Annotated in this window: 17 protein-coding genes; 13 read left to right on the top strand and 4 right to left on the bottom strand. The window is 57.2% G+C overall.

What is annotated here, in order from left to right; all coding sequences use genetic code 11:
* The first annotated feature begins 28 nt into the window (after window positions 1-28).
* A complete protein-coding gene (locus tag ACT3RW_RS16660; protein WP_444614524.1) occupies window positions 29-952 on the top strand; it encodes a DMT family transporter in 924 nt (307 codons plus the stop codon).
* 237 nt (window positions 953-1,189) lie between these two features.
* On the opposite strand, the gene ACT3RW_RS16655 is transcribed toward ACT3RW_RS16660, so the two are convergent.
* Both ACT3RW_RS16655 and ACT3RW_RS16650 read right to left on the bottom strand, forming a co-directional pair.
* Window positions 1,190-1,984 carry a carbon-nitrogen hydrolase family protein gene (locus ACT3RW_RS16655; RefSeq protein WP_444614523.1) on the bottom strand — a complete coding sequence of 265 codons (795 nt, stop codon included), beginning with the start codon at window positions 1,982-1,984 and terminating at the stop codon, window positions 1,190-1,192.
* Entirely contained in the window at window positions 1,981-3,024 is a 1,044-nt protein-coding gene (locus ACT3RW_RS16650; RefSeq protein ID WP_444614522.1) for an aldo/keto reductase, read from the bottom strand. Before ACT3RW_RS16650 ends, ACT3RW_RS16655 begins: the two co-directional genes overlap by 4 nt.
* Window positions 3,025-3,217: 193 nt before the next feature.
* On the opposite strand from ACT3RW_RS16650, the gene ACT3RW_RS16645 reads away from it, so the two are divergent.
* From ACT3RW_RS16645 to ACT3RW_RS16635, 3 genes are all read left to right on the top strand, one after another.
* The gene (locus ACT3RW_RS16645) at window positions 3,218-3,823 is read left to right on the top strand and encodes a TetR family transcriptional regulator (RefSeq protein WP_444614521.1); all 606 of its coding nucleotides are present in this window, start codon (window positions 3,218-3,220) and stop codon (window positions 3,821-3,823) included.
* 93 nt (window positions 3,824-3,916) lie between these two features.
* The gene (locus ACT3RW_RS16640) at window positions 3,917-5,773 is read left to right on the top strand and encodes an ABC transporter ATP-binding protein (RefSeq protein ID WP_444614520.1); all 1,857 of its coding nucleotides are present in this window, start codon (window positions 3,917-3,919) and stop codon (window positions 5,771-5,773) included.
* Between the two features lie 89 nt (window positions 5,774-5,862).
* On the top strand, window positions 5,863-7,113 hold the full coding sequence (locus ACT3RW_RS16635; protein WP_444614519.1) for an MFS transporter: 1,251 nt from the start codon (window positions 5,863-5,865) through the stop codon (window positions 7,111-7,113).
* Here ACT3RW_RS16635 and ACT3RW_RS16630 read toward each other — a convergent pair.
* On the bottom strand, window positions 7,110-7,883 hold the full coding sequence (locus tag ACT3RW_RS16630; protein WP_131089524.1) for an IclR family transcriptional regulator: 774 nt from the start codon (window positions 7,881-7,883) through the stop codon (window positions 7,110-7,112). The two genes, ACT3RW_RS16635 and ACT3RW_RS16630, sit on opposite strands and share 4 nt — an antisense overlap.
* Before the next feature lie 343 nt (window positions 7,884-8,226).
* Between ACT3RW_RS16630 and aceB the strand changes: the two genes are divergently transcribed.
* The 4 genes from aceB to ACT3RW_RS16610 all read left to right on the top strand — a co-directional run bounded on the left by aceB (window position 8,227) and on the right by ACT3RW_RS16610 (window position 13,349).
* Window positions 8,227-9,858, top strand: a complete 1,632-nt coding sequence (gene aceB / locus ACT3RW_RS16625; RefSeq protein ID WP_444614518.1) for a malate synthase A — start codon at window positions 8,227-8,229, stop codon at window positions 9,856-9,858.
* A complete protein-coding gene (locus ACT3RW_RS16620; protein ID WP_444614517.1) occupies window positions 9,855-11,108 on the top strand; it encodes a DUF6986 family protein in 1,254 nt (417 codons plus the stop codon). The genes aceB and ACT3RW_RS16620 overlap by 4 nt, the downstream gene beginning before the upstream one ends.
* Window positions 11,109-11,118: 10 nt before the next feature.
* A complete protein-coding gene (locus ACT3RW_RS16615; protein ID WP_444614516.1) occupies window positions 11,119-11,955 on the top strand; it encodes a bifunctional allantoicase/(S)-ureidoglycine aminohydrolase in 837 nt (278 codons plus the stop codon).
* A 116-nt stretch (window positions 11,956-12,071) separates the two neighbouring features.
* A complete protein-coding gene (locus tag ACT3RW_RS16610) occupies window positions 12,072-13,349 on the top strand; it encodes an ISL3 family transposase (RefSeq protein ID WP_444612499.1) in 1,278 nt (425 codons plus the stop codon).
* A 354-nt stretch (window positions 13,350-13,703) separates the two neighbouring features.
* Here ACT3RW_RS16610 and ACT3RW_RS16605 read toward each other — a convergent pair whose 3' ends face one another.
* Window positions 13,704-14,804, bottom strand: coding sequence for a CHAT domain-containing protein (locus ACT3RW_RS16605; RefSeq protein WP_444614515.1), 1,101 nt, complete (start codon window positions 14,802-14,804; stop codon window positions 13,704-13,706).
* Between the two features lie 340 nt (window positions 14,805-15,144).
* Here ACT3RW_RS16605 and ACT3RW_RS16600 point away from each other — a divergent pair, with 340 nt between their 5' ends.
* From ACT3RW_RS16600 to ACT3RW_RS16580, 5 genes are all read left to right on the top strand, one after another.
* Window positions 15,145-16,665, top strand: coding sequence for a type I restriction-modification system subunit M (locus ACT3RW_RS16600; RefSeq protein ID WP_444614514.1), 1,521 nt, complete (start codon window positions 15,145-15,147; stop codon window positions 16,663-16,665).
* Window positions 16,662-17,828, top strand: coding sequence for a restriction endonuclease subunit S (locus tag ACT3RW_RS16595; protein ID WP_444614513.1), 1,167 nt, complete (start codon window positions 16,662-16,664; stop codon window positions 17,826-17,828). Before ACT3RW_RS16600 ends, ACT3RW_RS16595 begins: the two co-directional genes overlap by 4 nt.
* A complete protein-coding gene (locus ACT3RW_RS16590) occupies window positions 17,828-18,760 on the top strand; it encodes a restriction endonuclease (protein WP_444614512.1) in 933 nt (310 codons plus the stop codon). Before ACT3RW_RS16595 ends, ACT3RW_RS16590 begins: the two co-directional genes overlap by 1 nt.
* A 59-nt stretch (window positions 18,761-18,819) precedes the next feature.
* On the top strand, window positions 18,820-20,298 hold the full coding sequence (locus tag ACT3RW_RS16585) for an ATP-binding protein (protein ID WP_444614511.1): 1,479 nt from the start codon (window positions 18,820-18,822) through the stop codon (window positions 20,296-20,298).
* Between the two features lie 378 nt (window positions 20,299-20,676).
* Entirely contained in the window at window positions 20,677-24,138 is a 3,462-nt protein-coding gene (locus ACT3RW_RS16580) for a DEAD/DEAH box helicase family protein (RefSeq protein WP_444614510.1), read from the top strand.
* The last annotated feature ends 14 nt before the right edge of the window (window positions 24,139-24,152 follow it).

The following is a 24,152-nucleotide window of genomic DNA, read 5'->3' as shown; positions in this document are numbered from 1 at the left end:
ACTATTATTCACCATAAGATTGTGCATTATGTTGCACAATGAGTTCCGGTGGCGTGCGTTCTCCCGCCAAGAAGTGGTCTTAGTCCTTGCCACGGTTGTCTGGGGCGCAACCTTTCTGATCATCCACATTGCCGTGCAACACACCGGCCCGTGGTTCTTCGTCGGCATGCGGTTTATTACTGCAGGCCTGATCAGCGCCCTGCTCTTCGCGCGTGTGCTCAAGGGCCTGACCCTGAAGGAAATAGGAGCCGGAGCGGCCATCGGAGTCATGATCTTCTTCGGTTACGGCCTGCAAACCGCCGGCTTGCAGACGCTTAACAGCAGCACCTCGGCCTTCATCTCTGCGCTCTATGTTCCGCTGGTGCCGTTGCTGCAATGGGTTGTCTTCCGCAAGAGGCCAGGGCTGCTTACCTGGATTGGCGTGTCACTGGCCTTCATCGGGCTTGTTCTCCTGGCCGACCCCGGCAATGTCGGGCTCACCTTCGGCACGGGCGAGATCGTCACGATTATCAGCACATTGCCAATAGCCCTGGAGATCATTCTTATTGGCTGGTTCGCCGGCAAGGTGCATCTTGGGCGCGTCACCGTGGTTCAGTTGCTGGTGGCTGGGTTTCTCGGGTTCTTGACCGTTCCGATTGTCGGTGAGCAAGTGCCCGAGTTCTCGTGGGTGTGGGTCATTGCTTCAGTTGCCCTCGGCGTGGCTAGCTGCATGATCCAGCTTGCGATGAACTGGGCGCAAAAGTCGGTCTCGCCAACAAGGGCCACAATTATCTATGCCGGGGAACCAGTATGGGCCGCGATCATCGGGCGTATCGCCGGGGACCGGCTGCCACCTGTGGCCATTGTCGGCGCGCTGCTCATCGTGGCCGGATCGCTTGCCAGCGAGCTGAGGCCCCGACGCCGGGACAAGTCAGTGATGCCAACACAAGCCCTGGGGGACATCGGGCAATAAACGGCTGGCTTATTGGATGCATGCCGGGAGGTACCTTGCGGCTCGGCGAGGATATTACGCGCGCTGCACTGCTGGTTTTGGGCAGTTGGACGCGATAAAAGACTGGTTTCTTCGATGCCCCAGCATGCAAGTGGAGCGCCAACCCGAACAGCAACTAGTGACCGTGCTTGAGGTGTGATTCAACGACAATGACACTGGCGACCCGGTGTGCAGTGACATCCTGTACTGGCTAACTCGCTAGAGATCCACGGTATTAGCCAGCACCGGCAACTGTTGCCGGGCTTTTTCAACCACGGCCAGATCCAGATCCACCACGAGCAATTCTGGTTCGGCTCCGGCTTGGGCAATGACCCGACCCAGCGGGTCCACCACGAGTGAATGACCCACGCCTAGCGGGGCCGTGCCGGATACCTGCCGCCCCACGCTTTCCGGATCAGCTTGGCCCACTGCCGCCACAAAAGTGGTCGAATCCAAGGCGCGGGCCTTGGCCAGGGTGGTCCACTGTTCAACTTTTCCTTCACCAGCGCCCCACGAGGCGCAGACGATGTTCACTGCAGCGCCGGAAGTGGCATGGCGGATGAACAGCTGCGGGAATCGGAGGTCATAGCAAGTAGCCACACCAAGGATCTGTCCCTCATGCGAAAACTGCACTGGCGTATTTCCCGGGGTCACCGTGTCGGATTCAGCGTAGCCGAAGGCATCGTACAGGTGGATCTTGTCGTAGTGGGTATCTGCCTCGGGACCCGCGATCAGCAGGGTATTGCGAACCCGCCCGCCCTCGCCGGGGGTGAACATCCCGGCGACGATGGTGATGCCAATTTCGCGCGCTTGCTGGCGAACCAGCGCAGGCCAAGGACCATCGAGAGCAACAGCGGCCTTGGCTAGATCATTGCCAAAAGCCACCTGCATCGCTTCGGGGAAGATCACCAAAGACGCTCCGGCTTCCTTGGCTTGCTTAGCGTGATCACGAATGGCCACGAGGTTGCGCTGTGGATCCGAGGTGCTCAGTACCTGGGCTAATGCAATTTTCATGAGGCGCTGCCTTCTTCCGCCATTTGTACTTCTTCGCGTCCCTTGGACACGGACATGATGTCGGATTGGCGCTCGCCGTCCACGCGTTCTGCCAGCGCGTTCAGCGCCGCCATTGATTCCTCGGAGAGGCGGACATCCAAAGCACCAATGTTCTCGTCAAAGTGGTGGGCGAAGCGGGTCCCCGGAATAGGCGATACCTGCACATTCTGGATCCGAGCCTGCTCATAGACCCACGCCAATGAGAGCTGGGCGGTGGTGATTCCTTCACGTTGCGCGGTTTCTTCGATGGTCGTTCGCAATGGGTGGTTGTGCTGCATCCTGGAGTCCTCGAAACGCGGGAAGTTCCGGCGGACATCGTTCGCATCCAGCTGATCGAGCGAATACACTTCGCCCGTGAAGTAGCCGCGGCCCAAGGATGCGTAGCTGACCAGACCCACGCCCAGTTCGCTGGCTGTGGGGAGCAGCCAGCGCTCGATGTCCCGGCTGAAAATGGAGTACTCCATTTGAATCGCTGAAATAGGGTGAACCGCATGTGCTCGGCGAAGTTCGTTTGCGGTCACTTCGGATAATCCGGTATGGCCCACCTTGCCAGCCTCGACCAGGTCCTTGTAGGCGCCGACGGTATCTTCAATCGGGACCCGGCTATCTACCCGGTGGTAGTAGTAGAGGTCAATGTAGTCCACGCCGAGACGCTGGAGGCTCTCGTCAAAGCATTTCTTGATGAAGGCGGGGTCGCCATTTGCTCGCGGGTCGCCCGGGTTCTTGGGTCGAACAATTCCGGCCTTGGTGGCCAGGGTGACCTCGTCGCGGCGCGTCTTGAGGACCTGGGACAGCAGGGTTTCGTTGTGTCCCGCGCCGTAGATGTTCGCGGTGTCCAGGAAGGTGACTCCGGAATCAATCACGTGGTTCACGGTCCTCAAGGATTCCGCGTCCTCGGCGGTACCGTAAGCGCTGCTCAGAGACATGCATCCAAAGCCTTGGCCGGTGACCTTCAGGCCTTGGCCGAGTTCGATGCTGTTGATGCTTCTCTGCTGTTCCATGCCCGTCCTTCAACTGGAAATCAATGCCACTCTTGAGCCTACCGAAGCGGCAAGATGCGGGCACCATCATTGGGGAATTATTGAGTATCGTGAATCGGAGAAGATCCGACACGCCTACTGCATTCTGGTGCTGATCTGGTAAAAGAGACGGGGTCTCATTAAAGGCGAGTGATCTCAGAGTAAAATTTTTGCCATGGGCAGCGTGGTGCGCGATCGGGTGCGCGAGAAGATGAAAACCGAATTGGCTCAGCAGGTGTATACCGTTTTTGCTGAGCGCGGTTTGGAGAACGTCACGGCCCAGCAAGCGGCGCAAGCTGTAGGAATTTCGCGCGCGACGTTCTTCAGATATTTCTCTTCAAAAGAAGACGCCGTGGTGACCGCACTGCGATCCATGAATATGCATTTCTCCCAGATGCTCGAGTCCATGGCATCGAATCCCAGTGAAAGCTTGCTCGAACTTTTGCGCCGGAGCTTTGAGCCGACGGTTGTTGCCGCTGAGGAGGAACCCGAAGCGATGCGCTCGCGAGTTCAACTGGTGTGGAGCACCTCGGCGCTGCGAGCCAGCTGGCAGGAGTCACGTCGCGAACAGCAAGCCGAGCTTGCCCAAGCGTTGCATCCGTTCTGTGCCAATCGTCGATTGGCGGACACCTCGGCGCTGTTGGCCCTAACCCTTTATGACCACGCTCTGGTGCGGTGGGTGGACTCGCACAATGAATCCCTGCGCGAAATCCTCGATGAAGCTTTCGACTGTGCGGCCATGATTGATAACAAATGGTCAACGGGTGCAGCTAGAAAATAAGCTGACCCTAGCTAGAAGTTGCAGGAGAGATGCTGGGAAACTAAGCAAGGTGGAACCCACCGAATCCCCGAGCAGGATTGCGAGCAAATATTCATGAGCATGGAAAGTGCCGCCTGGCATTCGCTATGGAAGTTATCTGGCGATAAGGGGAAGGCCTATTCCTCGACCACGCCTAAACGGGTTCTGAAATTTGCCGCTGGGTATAAGACCCGCCTGCTGATCTTCGTACTCTTCTCGGTAATCGCAGCTGTCCTCGCGGTAGCGACCCCGGTGCTCGCTGGCCGGGTGGTTGACGAAATCGTGGCACAGTCGGGCGTGCGCACCATTGCCAACCTGGCGATCATCATGGCGGTCATCGCTGTTTTGGATGCCATTACTTCCGTCATCGTGCGCTGGTTCTCCTCGCGCCTTGGTGAGGGCATCATCTATGACCTGCGCACCGCGGTCTTCGACCACGTGCAGAAAATGCCTGTCGCGTTCTTCGCTCGCACTCGAACCGGTGCGTTGGTCAGCCGGTTGAACAATGACGTCATCGGTGCCCAGTCGGCATTCGCGGGGACGCTCTCTGGCCTGGTATCCAATACCGTGGCGTTGATCCTCACTGCGGCCGTCATGTTCACCACTTCATGGCAGGTCACCCTCATTGCCCTGGTGCTCTTGCCCATCTTCCTTCTGCCGGCCCGCCACTTTGGCAAATCCGTCGCCTTGCTGCGCCGCGAATCCGCCGAACTGAACGCCAGTATGGGCAACCAGATGACCGAACGCTTCTCGGCGCCGGGCGCCACGCTGATCAAGCTCTTCGGCAGCCCCAAGGACGAGTCCAAGGTCTTCGCCATGCATGCAGGCAGGGTCCGCGACATCGGCGTGAAGATGACCATGCGCCAGTTCTACTTCGTGACCGCGTTGACCCTGGTGGCCGCCTTGGCGCTCGCCTTGGTCTACGGGTTGGGTGGCATGTACGCGGTGCGCGGCGAACTGGCCGCCGGCGATGTTGTCACCCTCGGCATGCTGCTGACCAGGCTCTACACTCCATTGACCGCACTGGCCAATGCCCGCGTGGAAATCACCAGCGCTTTGGTCAGCTTTGACCGCGTCTTCGAGGTCTTGGACTTGGAACCGCTGATTTCCGATGCCCCAGATGCCCGCCGTCTTGAAGCGGGCGCCGCGGTTCCAGTGAAGTTCGATCACGTGAATTTCTCCTATCCGAGCGCGGATAAGGTCTCGCTGGCCTCGCTGGAGGACGTGGCGATTCTTGATACCCGTGGGGGCGAGCAGGTCCTGCACGATATCAATTTCGAGATCCCGGCAGGGCAGACTTTTGCCCTCGTGGGATCCTCGGGCGCCGGCAAGTCCACGGTAGCTTCACTGCTGGCCCGGCTTTATGATGTGGACTCGGGAAGCGTCCAGCTAGCGGGGCAGGATATCCGTCAGCTCAAACTGGATTCACTGCGCACCACAGTTTCGATGGTTACCCAGGACGGCCACCTCTTCCACGAAACCATCCGTTCCAACCTGACCTTGGCCCGCCCTGAAGCCACGGACGAGCAAATCTGGGAAGCGCTGGAACGCGCCCGGCTCAAGCCGGTCATCCAGGCGCTGCCCGATGGACTGGAAACCGTGGTGGGTGAGCGCGGCTACCGCCTTTCCGGTGGCGAACGCCAGCGCATGACCATCGCTCGACTGCTGCTGGCCGCCCCGCAGGTGGTTATTCTTGATGAGGCGACCGCCGCCTTGGATTCAGCCAACGAAGCTGCCGTGCAGGCCGCCTTGGCTGAGGCCCTGGAAAACCGCACCGCGCTGATCATTGCCCACCGGCTGTCCACCATCCGCTCAGCCGACCAGATCCTCGTGGTGGAGGGCGGTCGGATCATCGAGCGCGGGACGCACGCGGAACTGCTTGCCCTTGGCGGGCGCTACACCGAGTTGTACGAAACACAGTTCGCCCAGTAGCTGGGTCGTTGTCCCACTGCGCTCGCGTACTCTGGTGACGGCAGCAAAAATGACGGTTGCCTAGAGGACGCAGGGAAGGGCGGGCGAACATGATCGAGCTGACTCGCACAACGGTTCAGAAAAGAACACTGTGGGTCCTTGCCATCTCCCAGATCTTCGGAACCATCGGCGTGGGCGTTGCCCCGTCGATCGGTATCCTGCTGGCAGAAGAAGTCACCTCGAGTGAAGCCTGGGCAGGCCTTGCCCGCACCGCCAGCACCCTCGGTGCGGCCCTGCTCGGATTGCCCCTAGGCAACCTAGCCTCGCGCTTCGGACGCCGTTTTGCCCTGTCAAGCGGCTGGTGGCTGGCAGCGCTCGGTGCGCTGCTATTGGTTCCCGCCGCCCAATTCCAGATGGTGATCCTGCTCTTCGCCGGCTTGCTGCTGATCGGCTCGGGATCAGCCATCAGCCTGCAGTCCCGATTCGCCGCCACCGACCTGGCTGCCGACGACCACAAGGGCCGCAGCCTGGCACTGATCGTTTGGGTGGGAACCATCGGCACGGTGCTCGGCCCGAACCTCGGAGTTCCTGGCCAGGCGATCGGCAACGCGACCGGGCTGCATGTTTATGCCGGGGCATTCCTCATTGCCGGGATCGCCATGCTGCTGGCAGGCTTGCTGGTCTTCTTGCTGATGCACCCTGATCCGCTATTGCTGATCCGGGAGAACGACCGGTTGGCCGGTGCCGCTCTGCCGGTGCGACAGCGCGGCAGCCTCAAGCGCTTTGCCTCGGAACTGCGCAATAATCTCCGGGCGCGCTACGCGGTGGCGGCGATCCTCAGTGCGCAGGTGGTCATGGTGGCCATCATGACGATGACTCCGATCCACGTCACCCATCACGGCGGCTCGGTGTCCTTGGTCGGCATCACCATATCGCTGCATATTCTCGGCATGTACGCCTTGGCCCCAGTGGTGGGGTACGCGGCGGACCGCTGGGGCTATCGCTTCTCCATCGGTACAGGCTTGGCGATCTTTGCAGCTTCCCTGTTGGCCGGGGGATTGCACCCGGAGAGCATGGGCTGGATCATGGCCAGCCTGATCCTGCTCGGGGTGGGCTGGTCGTTCATCAACGTGTCCGGATCTGCCCTGTTCGCGACGGTCATCAGCAAGCAGGAACGCGCGTCTGTCCAGGGCGGAGTTGATGCCCTGTCCAACCTTTGCGGTGCCACGGCTGCTTTTGCCGCCGGCCCGCTGATGGCGGTCAGCTCCTTCTCGGCGCTGACGGTCATCGCCGCCATTGTCTTGCTTCCGCTGGCAGTGATGAGCGTTCTGCCGCCGAAGGCTGAAGAGCCGAAAGGCTAGTCGGCGGCAGCAACCAGCTGCACACCAAGTTCCTTGGCGGCGGCCTGTAGTACGGGTATTGCGGTCTGCATAAAGGCTTCGTCGACGCGGGTGACCGGTCCGGAGACCGAAATGGCCATGGGAGTTGGGGCTCCAGGCACCGGAACGGCAATGCAACGCACACCGAGCTCTTGCTCTTCTTCATCAATCGCGTAGCCGCGTTCGCGCGTAGCCTCAACGTCGGTGAACAGCTTGCCCAAGGTGGTGATGGTATTCGCGGTCTTCGGTGGCATACCCGCCTGAGAAACGAGGCGCTGCACCCGTTCGTCATCGAGGACCGAGAGTACGGCCTTGCCCACGCCGGAGTTGTGCAGCATCGCGCGGCGGCCAACTTCAGTGATCATGCGCATCGAATGAGCCGACTGCACCTGGGCGATGTAGGTGACCATGTCGCCGTCCAGGACAGCGATATTTGCCGATTCGCCGAGTTTGGCCACCAATTCCTTAAGCATTGGGGATGCCAGCGCCCCAAGCTGTCGATTGGCGACTTCGCCAAGACGGATCAGGCGTGGACCCAAAGAGTAGCGGCGGTTAGGCAGCTGGCGAACGTATCCAACCCCGACCAAAGTGCGCAATAACCGGTGAATGGTAGGCAACGGCAGAGGAGTGTCAGCAGCAAGTTCACTTAGCGCCGCTTCTCCACCAGCCCGCGCGATGACCTCCAGAAGTTCAAATGCGCGTTCAACGGACTGCACTCCGCCGGTGGTGGACTTGCTGGAAGCCTGCGTCATTTTTACTCCTTTGGTTAAGGCACTGATTTTGGAAGATTGTGGTCCGTAAGTTCTACGATGCGAAATCCTCGTCCCAACAATAGCCTAGAAACTCGGTTTTCTTCCACGATCCGATATTTTGCCATCAAAAATCCGTGCCGAAGACCACAATACTCTCTTGCATTTTCATTTTGAGGATAATAGTATCCACTATACGGAAATCTTTTGAAGAGCTGTGATCGTTGATGGAGCGCCGAACACCCACCGGCGCAACAGGTTGCAGTGGAAAATCAAGGTGCACGTCAAAGCACCCGCGCACGGAACAGAGCAGTACTACAGAGCACAAGAGGTTAAGGAACAACTCATGAGTATTTCAATCACCAGCATCCCCGACGTAGCAGATGCCGGGCAGATCCTCTCCGATGATGCCCTCGCTTTTATCCAGAAATTGCATGAGAAGTTCGCCGGAACCCGCAACGAACTACTGGCCGCCCGTTCGGTACGCCGCCAGGAATTCTCCGACGCGAGAGCCATCGACTTCGATCCACAGACCGAGTCGGTGCGCACCGGTGACTGGAAGGTCGCGGAAGCCCCCGAAGCATTGCGTGACCGCCGGGTAGAAATCACAGGCCCAGCCTCCCCAGCCAAGATGGCCATCAACGCGCTGAACTCCGGCGCCAAGGTCTGGCTTGCCGACCTTGAAGATGCCTCGACCCCGAGCTGGTTCAACGTGGTTGATGCCATCTCCAACCTTTCGGCTGCCGCCCGCGGCACCCTGGCCTTCACCGATTCCAAGTCCGGTAAGTCCTATGCACTGCGCACCGACGCACCACGCGCCGTTGTAGTAGTCCGCCCACGCGGCTGGCACCTGCCAGAAAACAATGTGCTGATCAACGGCGAACCAGCCGTCGGTGCACTGGTGGACTTCGGGCTGCATTTCTTCCACAACGCCAAGGTGCTCGCCGAATCTGGCCAGGGACCGTTCTACTACCTGCCAAAGATGGAGCACTACCTCGAGGCTCGCCTATGGAACGAGATCTTCACCTTCGCCCAGGCGGAACTGGGCATCGCCCACGGCACCGTGCGCGCCACGATGCTCATCGAAACCATTCCAGCCGCTTTCCAAATGGAAGAATTCCTCTATGAACTGCGTGAGCACGCTTCGGGTCTGAACGCTGGTCGTTGGGATTACCTGTTCTCCATCATCAAGACCTTCCGCGAAGCCGGTGAAGCGTTTATCATGCCGGACCGTTCGGCCGTTTCTATGACCGCACCCATGATGCGCGCCTACACCGAACTGTTGGTCAAGACCTGCCACAAGCGTGGTGCCTTCGCCATGGGTGGCATGGCCGCATTCATTCCGAACCGTCGCGAACCAGAAGTTACCGCCGCAGCTTTCGAGAAGGTCCGCGATGACAAGTCCCGCGAAGTAAACGACGGTTTTGACGGCTCCTGGGTTGCCCACCCTGACCTGGTGGATATCTGCAAGGAAATCTTCGACGCCAAGCTCGGGGATAAGCCAAACCAGATCGACCGCCAGCGCCCAGAGGTAGAAGTTACCGCCGCTCAGCTACTGGACATCGCCAGCGCCCCAGGGGACGTCACCGAAGCCGGCGTGCGCGCCAACCTCTACGTGGCCGTGAACTACGTGGCCGTGTGGCTTTCGGGTAACGGTGCGGTGGCCATCCATAACCTGATGGAAGATGCCGCTACCGCTGAAATCTCGCGTTCACAGATCTGGCAGCAGATCCGCAACGAAGTGGTGGCCGCCGACACTGGCAACACCATCACCGCGCACTTGGTAGCAACCATTCTTGGCGAAGAAGTAGAACGCCTGCGCGGTGAAGTTAATAATGAAGAGCACTTCAAGACCTACTATGAGCCGGCTGCCGGGTTGATCGCAACGTTGACCAGCGGCAAGGATGAGGACTTCGCAGACTTCCTCACCACCGGAGCCTACGAACTGTTGGAAAAGGAGTACGTGAGCAAGTCATGATCAACCCCTTCGATGAGTCCACGCTGGCCGGCGTAGAAACACAATTGGCCGCCACCGATCAGCTACTGGACAATGCCTACCCGGGTGATTCCGGGGCCCGCCAGCCGGTCCACACTGTATATGTCCCCGGAGATATATACACTGCTGAACTGCCGGTTGCTTGGGGAGCTAACGCTCTGGCAGCTACCGGCGGTGAAGCCGGATTGGCTGACCTAGCGGCGAAGCTAAACCTGGCTGAACCGCAGCGACTGGCCCAATTGGTGGCACAAAAGCTGGCCAGTGAACCCATCGAAGATTTGCGCATTGACTTTGAAGACGGCTACGGCAATCGCAGTGATGCTCAGGAGGACGCGGACGTACTGGCCGCAGCCGACCGACTCGCTGCGGCCGTGGCCGCCGGCAAGGCACCATCCTTCATTGGCATCCGCTTTAAATGTTTCGAAGCGCCCACCCGAGCACGCGGCATTCGGACCCTGGGTCTATTCATTACGCAGCTGCTTTCCCACGCGGAGCTACCAGCCGGACTACGTCTGACCCTTCCCAAGGTCACTACCGTAGATCAGGTCAAGGCCATGGTGCTGCTGGCACAAAAGCTAGAGCAGACCCACGGCCTTGAGGCAGGCCGGATCCGCTTTGAAGTCCAGGTGGAAACCCCGCAGGTGATCATCGCCGCCGACGGAACCCACCCGGTGGCCCAGCTGATCCATGCAGGGCAAGGTCGAGTCTCCTCACTGCACTACGGAACCTACGACTATTCGGCGTCCATGGGTGTGGCCGCCGGTTACCAGTCCATGGAACACCCGGTGGCTGACTACGCCAAGGACGTGATGCAGGTGGCCGTAGCTGGCACCGGTGTGGAGCTTTCCGACGGCTCAACTAACATCATCCCGGCCGGTGACCCAGAGAATATGGCCGAGGCATGGGCGCTACACGCACGGTTGGTTTCCCGTCATCTGGCCCGCGGCATCTATCAGGGTTGGGACCTGCACGAAAACCAACTCCCTACCCGCTATCTTGCCACCTTTGCGTTCTTCCGCGAAGGTTTGCAAGCGGCCGGAACCCGGCTGCGCAACTATGTTCACCAGATCAGCTCCACCATTATGGATGAACCTGCCACCGCTCGCGCGTTGGCCCGCTACATCCACCGCGGGGTTACCTGCGGCGCGGTAAGCGCCGAGGAAGTTTCTGAGCTGGCCCAGATTTCCCTGTCCGAACTCGAAGCGATCGCGCTGAATCGCACTCACGCCTAAGGATCACATCATGACTGTTCCAGCTGTTCAGAACTCCTCGTCCTATTACGCGAACTTCGGCGGTCACCCGCCACAAAGCGATCTGCTCACCGACCGCGCCATTGTTGCCGAGGCCTACACTGTTATCCCCAAGGGCGTGCTGCGCGACATCGTCACTAGCGTTTTCCCCGAGTGGACCAATACTCGCGCTTGGGTATTAAACCGTCCGGTGGCTGGCGGAGCGACGACGTTCGCTCAGTCCATCGTGGAGGTCTCTCCCGGCGGTGGTGCCAGCAAGCCAGAACCTCAGGCCGAGGTCCAGGGGTTCATCTTTGTGCTCACCGGTGCGCTGACCTTGGTTATTGAGGGCACGGAACACGTGTTGGTAGACGGCGGTTACGCCTACCTGCCAGCTGGTAGCACCTGGTCCGCACGGAACGATGGTGCAGAACTCACCAGCTTCCACTGGCTGCGCAAGCGTTATGAACCTTTGGTCGGCGTGGATGCCCCAGCTGCAGTAGTTGGCAACGAACGCGACGTTGAACCTGGCGAAATGCCGGGTACCGACGGTAAATGGCGCACCACTCGCATGCTGGATCCGAACGATGTGGCCTTCGACTTTGGGGTGAACATCGTGACCTTTGAACCCGGTGCCTCTATCCCGTTCGCGGAAACTCATGTGATGGAGCACGGCTTGTACGTACTGGAAGGTAAGGGCGTTTATCGCCTGAACGGTGACTGGGTTGAGGTTGAAGCCGGAGACTATATGTCTCTACGTGCCTTCTGCCCGCAGGCTTGTTATGCCGGCGGACCAGATAACTTCCGTTACCTGCTCTACAAAGATCAGAACCGCCAGATCGCTTTGTAAGGGCTTATTTCGGCTCTTCAAGTTTTAGCGTGGTGACCCCGAAAAAGAAGTAAGGCCCGCAGTCCTCTGCGAAGATGAGTGTTGTCTAGACATACATCAGCAAGGAACTACGAGCCGTGTTCAAGGATACCGGGCCAATCGATGCTGCGTCGATTCTGTTGAACCTCAACGACTACCGCGTCATCAGCGCCACCCACGAAGCAGACGGACGACAAGCCCTCATCGAGCCCAAAGCTACCGAAGCAGCATGCCCCACCTGTGGAGTGCTCACCCAACGAATCCAGGCCAGACCAATACATCGGGTGAAGGACGTGCCAGTCGGCGGCACCGACCTGCAGGTATTGGTGCGCAAACGCCGTATGGCCTGCCAGGAATCGGCCTGCGAACGCCGTTCATTCGTTCAAACCACCGAGCAACTCCCGTTCCGTGCCAGGATCACCACACGACTCTCCCAACAGTTCGTGGACGAGATGAGTTCCGAACTCAGGGCAGTGTCCCGGGTCGCTGCCGCGCATGGGGTGTCTTGGCCTACGGTCATGGCCCGGCTAACCACGATCGGTGAACTGGTCGGGGACGTGGACCGCATGTTCATCCGCCGGCTCGGCATTGATGAGCACCGGTTTCGCAAAGTCCGCTACGCACGGGGCCGGACCGGGAAAGTAGTGCGGATTGAGCCGTGGTCGATTGTGTTTACTGATCTGGATACCGGAAAGATTCTGGATATCGTGGACGGACGCCGCGGCACGGCGGTGAAACGGTGGCTGAAGAATCGGCCACGGTATTGGCGCCAACGGGTGCAGTACGTCGCGATCGACATGTCATCGGAGTTCCGCAAGGCGGTGCGGGAGAATCTGCCGAAGGTAAAGGTTAGCGTGGATCATTTCCACGTGATTCAGCGGGCGAATCTGATGATCACCCAGGTCCGCCGACGTCGCTCCCACGAAGTCTTTGATCGTCGTGGCCGGGCTGCTGATCCGGCTTACAAGTACCGGAAATTATTGACTTGCAATCTGGAGAACTTGTCGATCAAGCAGGTTGAACGGTTGAAGCTGATCTTGGAATCAGACCCGGAACTCGGAGTGATCTATGCGATCAAGGAGCATGTGCGGGAACTATTGAAAGCTACGAATATCCATGAGTTCCAATCCCGGTGGGCGGTGCTGGAAAAGTCCGTGCGAGCAACAACAATGGTTGAGGCGAAGTCGCTGTTCCGGACGTTGACCGGATGGCGCAGGGAGTTGCTGGTGTTCGTTAGAACCAGATTGACGAACGCCAGGAGTGAGGCAGCGAATCTGACGGCGAAGAACTTGAAACGCATTGGCCGGGGTTATCGGAACCATGCGCATTACCGCCTTCGGATACTGTTATATACGGCAGGGCTGCGCCCGTGCTGAACACTCTGCACCACGCTTAAGTTTTAAGAGCCCTTATTTCCAGAGACTGCTGGGCCCGCATCCCGCGCTGATCCTCCGACAATCGGCGCACCGTGTCCGCCTCATGTTCAAGTGATGCTTCTTTCTTGCTCGGACAAGGTGGGTCGGCGGCAGGGCCGCGCGGGATGCGGCCTCCGGTTTTTGCATTCGCTGGACTGTTTTGTGAAGATCGATCATTGGCTGAATCGCCACTGAGACTTTAGAGGTTGCAAAGCACCTCGAACATTGAGAACTAACCATGAATTCTAATGTTGATCACTGTCATTTGGATGGCATTAAAAACTCATTTATCGAGACAACGGAAATAGCCGAGATTTAGTTGATGTTCGATTCGCCTGGATTCACCAAGACCAGTTTGGATGGGTCGACATCGTCTCGCGTCCGAATTTCCGGTAAATGTGCGTCTTCAAGTGCAGTCATCTGCATTGCAACCTTGGCTTGGGCGACTGCAGAAGCAACAGACTGCGCTGAGGCTATCGCAGCGTAGAACTTGGTTGCAAACGTTATGGCCGCGATATCTGTGATCGATTCTGACATTCCAATCACGTTTGGCACCGTCTGTAGGAGGTCGTCTGCGCCCTCCAGACTTTCGCATGCGTTGAGTACGACGAGACGCGGCGGGTCGTCAGTGGCACCGAGGAGTGAAGCCAGTAGACCGAAGTTCATGCCTGCGCCTCCGGTTGTCCCATTGTCATCCTCAAGGTGGACGCCCAATGCCGATGCATGACCGGAAAAGTGTACGACGTGGGGTCGATGGTCGTTGAGACCGTTCATCAGGTCGGGCCCTGTCGCTGCCGGCAAGTGCTCAATCGTAACTAAGTCACGGAATTTGGATGCTCTGAGCGCTTGCTTGACCTGTCGCACTTCCTGATCGACGCGAAGCCAAGTTCCGATCGTTTCAACGGTCCCGTCCGGGTACTCGAACGTGGTCTCTACGGAATCGGGGTTCGCAGTAACGTACAAAACGCGAAGTGGTTCAGGCTTGGGTGGATGCACCTCAACGTAGCGAATTTGCGTTGACGGGCGGCTGAGCCGAGCAATCTCCTGCGCATGGGATTTCTCTGTTTGGCGTCGACGTTCATCATCACGAGTTCTAGTTCGTTGTTCAGTCCGTTCCGCGCTACGCAATGAAGCCTGTTTAGTCGCTATCGACTTCCTGACCGTGGCTAACTTACTGCTGATATCCGCTACCTTCTTTAGTGCGGTGTTGGATTCTTTCTCTTTGCGTTCGGCAGCGCTGAATGCTGAACGACGGCTGGAGTCCGTTCTTGATTTTTCTGCACGGGTGCGCTCGCTACGTGCTTTGGCGGCCGCGTCATTTGCAGTTTTTTGGTGCTTCGCAAGATCTTTGAGGAAGCTTGCCACGCTAGATTCAAGTCGACTTATTTCGGAGCGTAACTGATCACTGCGGGACATGGTATGTATCCGTCCTTACTTTTTCAATGACTAGGCCCTGGCGGTCTCACGATGAGAAGTCAGTTTTACTCTCACCGATTCCTAACTACCCGCTAATTGCGACTGGAAGTCGACTTTCGACCGTCGGTTTCGTAGAACTGGGTCTTGCATGAGGTCAACTGCACGGCGCGGTTGGCCTGCCGAGTGCGTTATCTCACTTTATCTAGAGTGCTTAGCATCCTATCAGCGCTCGCCGACAACATGCGTCGACTGGAAAGGATGGCTAGCTGCTTGGAATGCATCTTGTGCTCGCCATGCTTTCGGGCAAGTTTCTTTGGGTTAGAGCAATATGATGGAAGGCATGATCACTGGGGAATTGAAGTCGCAGGTAGACAGCGTTTGGAACGCCTTTTGGACAGGAGGCATCTCCAACCCGTTGGAGGTCATTGAACAGATAACCTACTTGCTGTTCCTCAAGCGCCTTGATGACAACCAGATTGTCGCCGAACGCAAAGCATCACGTACCGGCAAGCCAGTTGAAAACCCTATATTCCCAGAGGGAAGCGACAAGTTCGGGCGTTCGTACCAAGATATGCGGTGGTCGAATTTCAAGAACTTCGACAAGTCAGAAATGTTTACCGTATTCAGTGAGAGCATCTTCCCGTTCCTGCGCGAAGAGATCACGCGCCAGTCCGACGGTAGCGATTCCACCTACACGGACCACATGAAGGACGCTCGCTTTACCATCACCAAAGACCACGTATTGCAAAAGGCCGTGGATCTGATAGATGGCATCCCGATGGATGACCGTGATACCAAGGGTGATCTTTACGAGTACATGCTCTCCAAGATCGCCACGGCCGGCACCAATGGGCAGTTCCGAACACCACGACACATCATTGAATTGTTGGTCGCCATGCGTAATCCGCAGCCGATGGAGGCAATCTGCGACCCGGCCTCCGGAACCTGCGGTTTTCTTATGGCCTCCGGTGAACACCTCCGCGAGCACAACCCGGAGCTGATGTTTGATCCGGAACAGCGTACGTTCTTCAACAACAAGCAATTCCACGGATTCGACTTCGACTCCACCATGCTTCGTATTGGCGCCATGAACCTGTTGTTGCACGGCATCGAGAACCCGGTCATCGAGAACCGGGACTCGCTCGCGGACCTGCACTCGACGGATGAGGAAAAGTATGATGTCATCCTCGCCAACCCACCGTTCGCCGGCAGCCTAGATTCGGAAAACGTCTCCAAGGAACTGCTCAAAACTGTCAAGACCAAGAAAACTGAGCTGCTGTTCCTTGCCCTTTCCTTGCGCCTGCTCAAGCCAGGTGGACGTGCCGCGGTAATCGTGCCCGATGGCGTTCTTTTTGGGTCTTCCAAGGCACACAAGGACCTGCGCAAGCAGTTGGTTGAAGACCAGCAGCTGGAAGCAGTGGTCAAGCTGCCTTCCGGTGTCTTCAAGCCTTATGCAGGAGTTTCCACCGCGGTATTGTTCTTCACCCGCACCAACTCAGGCGGCACGGAGAATGTCTGGTTCTATGATGTGACAGCCGACGGTTTCAGCCTCGATGACAAGCGCACCCCACAGGAAACTTCTGACCTGCCGGACGTGCTTGAGCGTTGGAAGGCTGTACGTGGAGAGCTCGGCGAGGAGCGTTCGACGAAAGAACACGACAGGGCGCGGACCGAGCGGTCTTTTGTTGTCCCGAAGTCGGAGATCGCCGAGAACGGTTATGACCTGTCGATCAATCGGTACAAGGAGATTGAGTATGACGAAGTCGAGCACCGTGACCCTGCAAAAATTATTGCTGACGTTGAGCAGCTGGACGAAGGCATCGCCAAGGGGCTCGCAGAGTTGAAGGGCCTGTTGGCATGAAAATGGTGGCACTTTCAGAAGTCGCAACAATTGAACGAATCTCGGTTCAGCCAAGTGAAATCATAGATGGAACAACCTATGTGGGTCTAGAGAACATTGCTTCTGGTGGCACTTTCGTTGGTGTTGGTGAAGTCGCTAATGGTGAGCTAGCCAGCAGCAAGTTTAAGTTTGGTATTGGCCACATTCTCTACGGAAAGCTTCGCCCATATTTGACCAAAATTGCATTGCCCGAGATGTCGGGTATTTGCAGCACAGATATTCTGCCTATTAAAGTCAGCGACCAATCAGACCGACGCTATCTCGCGTACTTTCTTCGTCAGAAGCATATCGTCAACCACGTAAACAGTCTGGCAACCGGTGCAAACCTTCCACGAATCAGCCCGAAAGTCCTTGGCGCTGTAGAAGTGCCGTGCCCGCCGATGAATGAGCAGCGCCGCATTGCTGCCATCCTTGACAAGGCTGACGACCTCCGCACCAAACGCCGTGAAGCCATTACCCAACTCGATTCGCTTGCACAGTCCATCTTTCACGAGATGTTTGGGGATCCAGTGCTCAACGTATCCGGGTATGCAGAGCGTGCGTTGGTTGAGCTTTGCCGCAAAACAGACGATATTAAGTGTGGCCCTTTCGGTACCCAGCTCAGCAGGAGTGAGTACAAAAACTCAGGCATACCGCTTTGGGGCATAAGGCAGGTTAACACTGGATTTGCTACGCTACCACCCGAATTTTTAGATGAACAGACGGCAGAACGACTGTCGGCATATTCCGTCGTCCCAGGTGACATAGTCATGACTAGAAAAGGGGACGTGGGGAAATGTGCTGTCTACCCCAATACAAGATCCGCGGGCATCATGCACTCGGATGTGCTGCGTGTACGGCTTGGTTCGTCAGTGGAGACTGAGTTTATTTCGCACCAGCTTCATCATAGTTCGGCGATTCGACGTCAAGTTGACCTCATTAGCCAGGGCGCGATCATGAAGGGCATTAATGTTACGAAGCTCAAGTCTTTACGAGTCCTGACACCACCTCTCGAGATGCAGCAGGAATTTACCCGTCGAGTTTCTTCCATCGAACACCTCAAGTTAAAATATCGCGCCCAATTTACCGAACTCGATAACCTCTTCTTGTCGCTACAGGACCGCGCTTTCAAAGGAGAGCTCTGATGACCGACGCCAATAATGAAGAGTCGGTCTCTGACGTGCCCATTTGGCCGCACTTCATCAAGCACGTGCTGCTGGTTCTCTTGGATGGCGAGACATTGCACCGGCGTGACATCATGGGCCGGGCGATTATCTCGGCAGGACTCTCGGAGGTCGCCCAGGCTGAGACTCTGAACTCTGGTGGGTTGCGCTCCGAACAGCGTTTAGGGTGGGCGCTCAGCAACCTGTTCAAGGCAGGGTGGATCGAAAGGCCGATCCGGGCAAACTACCGAATCACGGAGGCAGGCAGGCAGTGGTTCGCCGAGCATCCTGAAGGCATAGCCAGCTTTTCGGAGGCCAAATTGACTTTCGCATCGTTCTGGCCGAACGTGCAGAGTGTAGCTACCACCGACGTTCTCGAAGAGGTACAGGCGGAGGCAACCGACCCAATAGAACAGATCGAGACCGGCATCAATCGCATTGCAGCGGATGTCGGCGAAGCACTGTTGGTACGCCTTCGCGAAAGCCACCCGGACTTCTTTGAAGAGGCTGTCGTTAAGTTGCTGCTGGGTATGGGCTACGGTGGTGCCGCACAGCGGGGACGACGGATCGGCGGGTCCGGCGATAGCGGAGTGGACGGTGTCATTGACCAGGACGCGTTGGGCTTGGAACAAATTTATGTTCAGGCAAAACGCTATGCCGAAGGTAACAGCGTTGGTCGCGAGACCATCCAAGCGTTCATCGGTGCCCTCCACGGATTTGGCGCCAGCAGGGGCGTCTTCATCACTACCAGCACGTTTACCCAGCATGCCCGCGAGTATGCGGCAAGTATCCCGACCAGAATCGTGCTGATCGATGGCAAACGATTGGTGTCATTGATGATCAAGTATCGCGTTGGTGTACAGGTCAAGCAGAGCTATGACGTGGTTGACATCGACGAGGACTTCTTCGAATAGTAGTTGGTTCATCTTGGCCGTGACGATGCCTAGCATCGCAAATAATGATGGAGAGTATCTTGGGCGTCGCTGACGGAGAAAATTTGTTCGAAAGCTTGATTCGAAGGCTGACGGCTATGCCTGCTGAATCCGAATGGGTCGAGTTCAAAGAGAATCTTGCCGATGAACAGGCGATAGCCGAATATATCTCTGCCCTTGGTAACGCAGCGGCAGTAGTCGGTGAAGAATCGGCCTATATGGTCTGGGGAGTTGAGGACGGTTCGCACAGGTTGGTGGGCACCTCCTTCGACCCTCGGATCGCAAAGAAGGGAAATGAAGGGCTCGAGAACTGGCTTCAAAGAACTCTCCAAACGAATGTTGACTTTAGATTCGAGGTAGGGTCAGTCGACGGGAAATCACTCGTAGTCTTACTTATCAAGCCAGCGGCAAGCGCGCCTATCCGTGCGGGTGATACGGCTTGGATCAGGGTCGGATCCCAGAAAAAGAAGTTGAAGGACTTCCCCCAGAAGGAAGCAGCGCTGTGGAGATCGTTTGATTCGAAACCCGTTGAACGACGTATTGCCATGGATAGTCTTCGCGTTGAAGACGTGCTCCGACTGTTGGACTACCCCGCATACTTCACTTTGCTCGATATTCCGCTTCCAACGGGTCCGGAGTTGATTCTCAACTCGCTAGAAAACGACAAGATGATCAGGCTGGCCGCCAACGGGACTTGGTCAATAACCAATTTGGGTGCGCTCTTGTTTGCCCGTGATATGAGTGCATTTCCGGATCTGTCACGAAAAGCTTTTCGAGTCATTCGCTATGTGGGGCGAGACAGGCTCGAAACGGAACGCGAACAAGTGGGTAGTCGTGGATATGCTGCAGGTTTTGATGGGCTGATCGGATATCTTGATACCTTGCTGCCAGCCAAAGAATCGCTGGAGTCTCCTCGGCGCCAAGATGGACACTCGTTCCCAAAGTTAGCCATTCGTGAGTTGGTAGCGAACGCGCTGATCCATCAGGACCTCGCTTTAAGGGGGTCGGGGCCGATGATTGAGATATTCGATGACCGAGTTGAAATTTCGAACCCGGGACGTCCGTTGATTGACCCCCTTCGTTTTGTGGATACGGCGCCTCATTCTAGAAATGAAGCGCTTGCATCATTCTTGCGTCGGATTGGTGTGTGCGAAGAGCGCGGAACGGGGTGGGATAAAGTCGCCGCGTTAGTGGAGATTAATGAATTGCCTGCTCCTAGCGTTCGAATTGATGATATTGCCACACGGGTAACCGTATTTTCGCATAGGCCTTTGTCAACGCTCTCCAAGTCTGAACGGAGCGAAGCAGTATATCTTCATGCCTGCCTTAGATATGTTCGTCATGAACAGCTGAATAACGCTTCGTTGCGAGAACGTTTTCGGATTGACAAGAAGAATAGTGCCCAAGCGTCGAGACTGATTCGCGACGCAGTTGAGGTTGGATTGATCGTAGCTTTTGATCCGGATGCTGGTCATAAGGGGATGAGGTATGTACCGTTCTGGTCTGTTCAGCGGAGCTAACTCGATAGCGGAAACTTCTTTGATCGTTCTTTGATCGACAGAAGCCAACACGGCGGGTACGGCGCCACAAAACTGCGGAATTATGCGGAAGAACGGCAAGTATCTTCTTTGATCGATCTTTGACGATCGAGGTTTCAAAGCCGCAACACCTTGGAATTCTCGTACCGGCCAGGTCGAGTTGTTTGTAGATGGGACAGCCCGGAACACTAACTGCGCAGAATATTTTCGCGAGGGGTCTTTGCCGGCATTGGGAGACATCCCAATCTATCTTTGATGCGAAGTAACAGGGTGCGTGTCGGTACGATGCCGAACGCATTCCATTTGTCCCTTGACTACTATGAGAGGAACAGATTGGGCATACACAGGGGGAATGCGCGCATGGTCCAGGACGACAAGGCTCCGCAGCGGCCATCGAACTTCGCGTTCCTCGTAGCCCAGTGGCCCAATGTGTTCGCCGAGGCACAGCGGGCCGAGGGATATGCGCTGCTAGATCCGCGCGGGAGCCTGCTGTATTCCAGGCGTACCTTGGAACAACTGGTCGACTGGCTATACAAGGCAGACTCGTCGTTGCGAATGCCGCTGAAGGACGACCTGAACAACAGGTTGACCACGGCAGATTTCCAGGCCATCGTGCCGTCGATGGTGCGCGAGAAGATGCATGCCATCCGTAAGCTTTCGAACAACGGCGTCCACGGTAATCAACCGGTCAGCACGCAGATATCCCTCTTTGCTTTGGCCGAGCTATTCCACACCACCATCTGGCTGGCAACGTTCTACGCTAAAGATCCCTCTCTGCGTCCGGTGCCTTCTAGCAAATTTGATCCGCATCTCTTGGGCCCTAAACCGGCAACGGGAGTTGTGCAGCTGAGCAAGGCTGAAGCCGAGAAACTCGCCGCAGATTTGGAAGCCAAGGATAAGGCGCTCAATGCTGCAGCCGAAAAGGAATCTGACTACGAAGCGCGTATCCGTGCTCTGCAGGAAGAGATTGAGGCCGCCAAGAAGGCCAACGTGAAAATCCCCGATGGGCACGATTACACCGAGGTCGGGACCCGTGTCTACATCGATATGTACCTTCACGAAGCGGGCTGGAATGTCGAGGATCCCAACGTCCGGGAATTCCCCGTTAATACAATGCCCACGCTGGATGGCACTCTCACGGGTTCCGGCTATATTGATTACGTCCTCTGGGGAGCGAACGGAAAACCGCTAGCCGTCTTGGAAGCCAAGCGCAGCAGCAAAGATGCCCACATGGGTAAACAGCAGGCGAAGCTCTATGCAGATTGCCTTGAACGAGCCTACGGACAACGGCCAGTCATCTACTATTCCAACGGGTATCGGCACTGGCTATGGGAAGACACTCGCTACCCAGAGCGCGAGGTCCTCGGATTCCACAGCCGGGACGAGCTGCAACTGCTTGTTGACCGACGTATCCAGCGCAAGCCACTGGCCAAGGCGGTTATCCCAGAGGGACTGGCCGACCGACCATACCAGCACAAGGCAATCCGTGCCGTAGCCGAGGCCTTCGACACGGATGCTCGCCGCCGTGCGCTGCTAGTGATGGCCACCGGCACGGGCAAGACCCGCACCGTTGTCGCATTGACGAAAATGCTCAGTGAGAACCGGTGGATCAAGCGCGTCTTGTTCCTTGCTGACCGCAATGCCCTTGTCACTCAGGCCGCCCGTGCTTTTAAGAATCTGATCCCCGGATCTTCCCCGGCCCGACTCGGAACTGACGATGCGGCCGGCAGTCGTATACATCTAGCCACCTACCCGACAATGATGAATATCATCAATGCCTCGAGTGAGGGAAAGCTGACCGGTGCCAAGCGCCGTGGAGCCGGCTACTACGACCTAGTCATTGTTGATGAGGCCCACCGCTCGGTGTACCAAAAGTACCGGCACATCTTCGCGTATTTTGATTCCCTATTGATTGGGCTCACCGCCACACCGCACAGCGAGGTGGACAGAAACACCTACGCCCTATTTGGTATTGAGAACAACAACCCCACCAACGCCTATGAGCTTTCCGAAGCGGTAGCCGAAGGCTACCTAGTCCCGCCGCGGGTAGTCGACGTACCGGTGGGCTTCATGCGTGCTGGCGTTCGCTACGCGGATCTCACCCCCGAAGAGCAGGAAGAGTGGGATGAGAAGGACTGGGACGAGGACGGTCTGATCCCCGACGAAATTGCGGCCCCGGAGTTCAACCGGTGGCTCTTCAACGCGGACACCGTTGACAAGGTACTGGCAGTGCTTATGGAACGCGGCCACAGGGTCGCCGGCGGGGACCGCCTTGGTAAGACCATCATCTTTGCCAGGAACCAGGAACACGCCAACTTCATTGCCGAGCGCTTTGATGCAAACTATCCGGCGCACGCGGGCCGGTTCGCGCGGGTCATTACCCATAGTGTGAACTACGCTCAACAACTCATCGATGATTTTTCCGATCCTGACAAAGAGCCCCACATTGCGGTCAGCGTTGACATGCTCGACACCGGCATCGATGTGCCGGACGTAGTGAACCTGGTGTTCTTTAAGCCCGTGCGCTCCAAGTCAAAGTTCTGGCAAATGGTCGGACGCGGAACTCGCCTGCGCCCCGACCTATACGGCCCAGACTCGTCGAAGAAGGATTTCTTGATCTTCGACGTGTGCGGCAATGCCGAGTACTTCAACGCTGGACTCGACGCTAGCGACGTACGCCTGGGCCAATCCCTTGCAGCGCGGACCTTCGCCACTCGGGTGCGGTTGTTGCGCGCGGCCATCGGTTCAGAATTCGATGCAGCATTCCGCGATGACCTTGTATCCCGGCTGGGTGGGGGAGTACGCGAGCTGCCACGTTCTAACTTCTTAGTTCGTCCCCACATGGCCGCTGTTGCACACTTTGCCAACGATGATGCGTGGAAGAACCTTACCGACGCGGAAGCGGCGACCGCCGAGCAAGAGCTTGCTGGCTTGGCTTCCATTGCGCCTGGCGACGGTGAAGAAGAATCCAAGCGATTTGATCTTCTAGTGCTGCAGGCGGAACTTGCTGCGCTCTGTGGCGATACGCAGGCGCTCTCACGCATTGGGGCGCAACTAGTGAAGATCGCTCAGGCATTGCAGGAGCAGGGAAACATTCCACGCATTGCAGCCCATCTGCCGCTCATCGATTCAGTGGTGGAGATGGGCACCGCGTCCGGAGCGTGGGATAGTGCCGATCCGTTGTGGCTGGAGTCTGTAAGACGGAAACTGCGCGAGCTGATTCCCCTGATTGAAAAGAAGAAACGAAAAATCGTTTACTCCGATTTTGAGGACACCATGGGAGAAATCTCTGAAGTCACCCTCGGGGGAGTGCACGAGCAGATCTTTGATGTTTCATACTTCCGACAGCGCGTGGAAGTCCACCTGCGCGGACATCTTGACCACATATCGATCCAGCGCCTGCGCCGCGGACGCGCCTTGACGGAAGACGACCTCAAAGCACTTGAAGGGCTGCTTCTTGAATCAGGGGCCGGTTCCAAAGAGGATCTTGAACGCGCCACGGACGGGGACCTCGCCGGCTTCATCCGCTCTCTGGTAGGACTCGAACCGGAGGCGGTGCAGGAAGCGTTCTCTGAGTTCATCACTGCGACAACGCTGAATACCCGACAGCTGCAACTGATCAACATGATCGTTGCACAGCTGACACGGGGTGGCAGGATGGACACTGGGGCACTTTATGAGAGCCCGTATACCGATCTTGCACCACATGGCCCGGAGGATCTCTTCCCGGATGAAAGCGTCGACAGGATCATAGAAATCGTCAACCGGTTTGGCGGGACGCAAGGTGGTCATGGTGAAGAGATGGCCCAAAAAACGTCCTGACATCGAGGGCGGAG

It is taken from the genome of Glutamicibacter sp. AOP5-A2-18, from assembly GCF_052446055.1.
GTDB lineage: Bacteria > Actinomycetota > Actinomycetes > Actinomycetales > Micrococcaceae > Glutamicibacter.
This window is presented reverse-complemented; position numbering and strand designations above follow the sequence as displayed.

Coding starts and splice junctions, on each gene's coding strand:
- ACT3RW_RS16660 (WP_444614524.1), top strand. CDS start 29: ATGTTGCACAATGAGTTCCGGTGGCGTGCGTTCTCCCGCCAAGAAGTG.
- ACT3RW_RS16655 (WP_444614523.1), bottom strand. CDS start 1,984: ATGAAAATTGCATTAGCCCAGGTACTGAGCACCTCGGATCCACAGCGC.
- ACT3RW_RS16650 (WP_444614522.1), bottom strand. CDS start 3,024: ATGGAACAGCAGAGAAGCATCAACAGCATCGAACTCGGCCAAGGCCTG.
- ACT3RW_RS16645 (WP_444614521.1), top strand. CDS start 3,218: ATGGGCAGCGTGGTGCGCGATCGGGTGCGCGAGAAGATGAAAACCGAA.
- ACT3RW_RS16640 (WP_444614520.1), top strand. CDS start 3,917: ATGAGCATGGAAAGTGCCGCCTGGCATTCGCTATGGAAGTTATCTGGC.
- ACT3RW_RS16635 (WP_444614519.1), top strand. CDS start 5,863: ATGATCGAGCTGACTCGCACAACGGTTCAGAAAAGAACACTGTGGGTC.
- ACT3RW_RS16630 (WP_131089524.1), bottom strand. CDS start 7,883: ATGACGCAGGCTTCCAGCAAGTCCACCACCGGCGGAGTGCAGTCCGTT.
- aceB (WP_444614518.1), top strand. CDS start 8,227: ATGAGTATTTCAATCACCAGCATCCCCGACGTAGCAGATGCCGGGCAG.
- ACT3RW_RS16620 (WP_444614517.1), top strand. CDS start 9,855: ATGATCAACCCCTTCGATGAGTCCACGCTGGCCGGCGTAGAAACACAA.
- ACT3RW_RS16615 (WP_444614516.1), top strand. CDS start 11,119: ATGACTGTTCCAGCTGTTCAGAACTCCTCGTCCTATTACGCGAACTTC.
- ACT3RW_RS16605 (WP_444614515.1), bottom strand. CDS start 14,804: ATGTCCCGCAGTGATCAGTTACGCTCCGAAATAAGTCGACTTGAATCT.
- ACT3RW_RS16600 (WP_444614514.1), top strand. CDS start 15,145: ATGATCACTGGGGAATTGAAGTCGCAGGTAGACAGCGTTTGGAACGCC.
- ACT3RW_RS16595 (WP_444614513.1), top strand. CDS start 16,662: ATGAAAATGGTGGCACTTTCAGAAGTCGCAACAATTGAACGAATCTCG.
- ACT3RW_RS16590 (WP_444614512.1), top strand. CDS start 17,828: ATGACCGACGCCAATAATGAAGAGTCGGTCTCTGACGTGCCCATTTGG.
- ACT3RW_RS16580 (WP_444614510.1), top strand. CDS start 20,677: ATGGTCCAGGACGACAAGGCTCCGCAGCGGCCATCGAACTTCGCGTTC.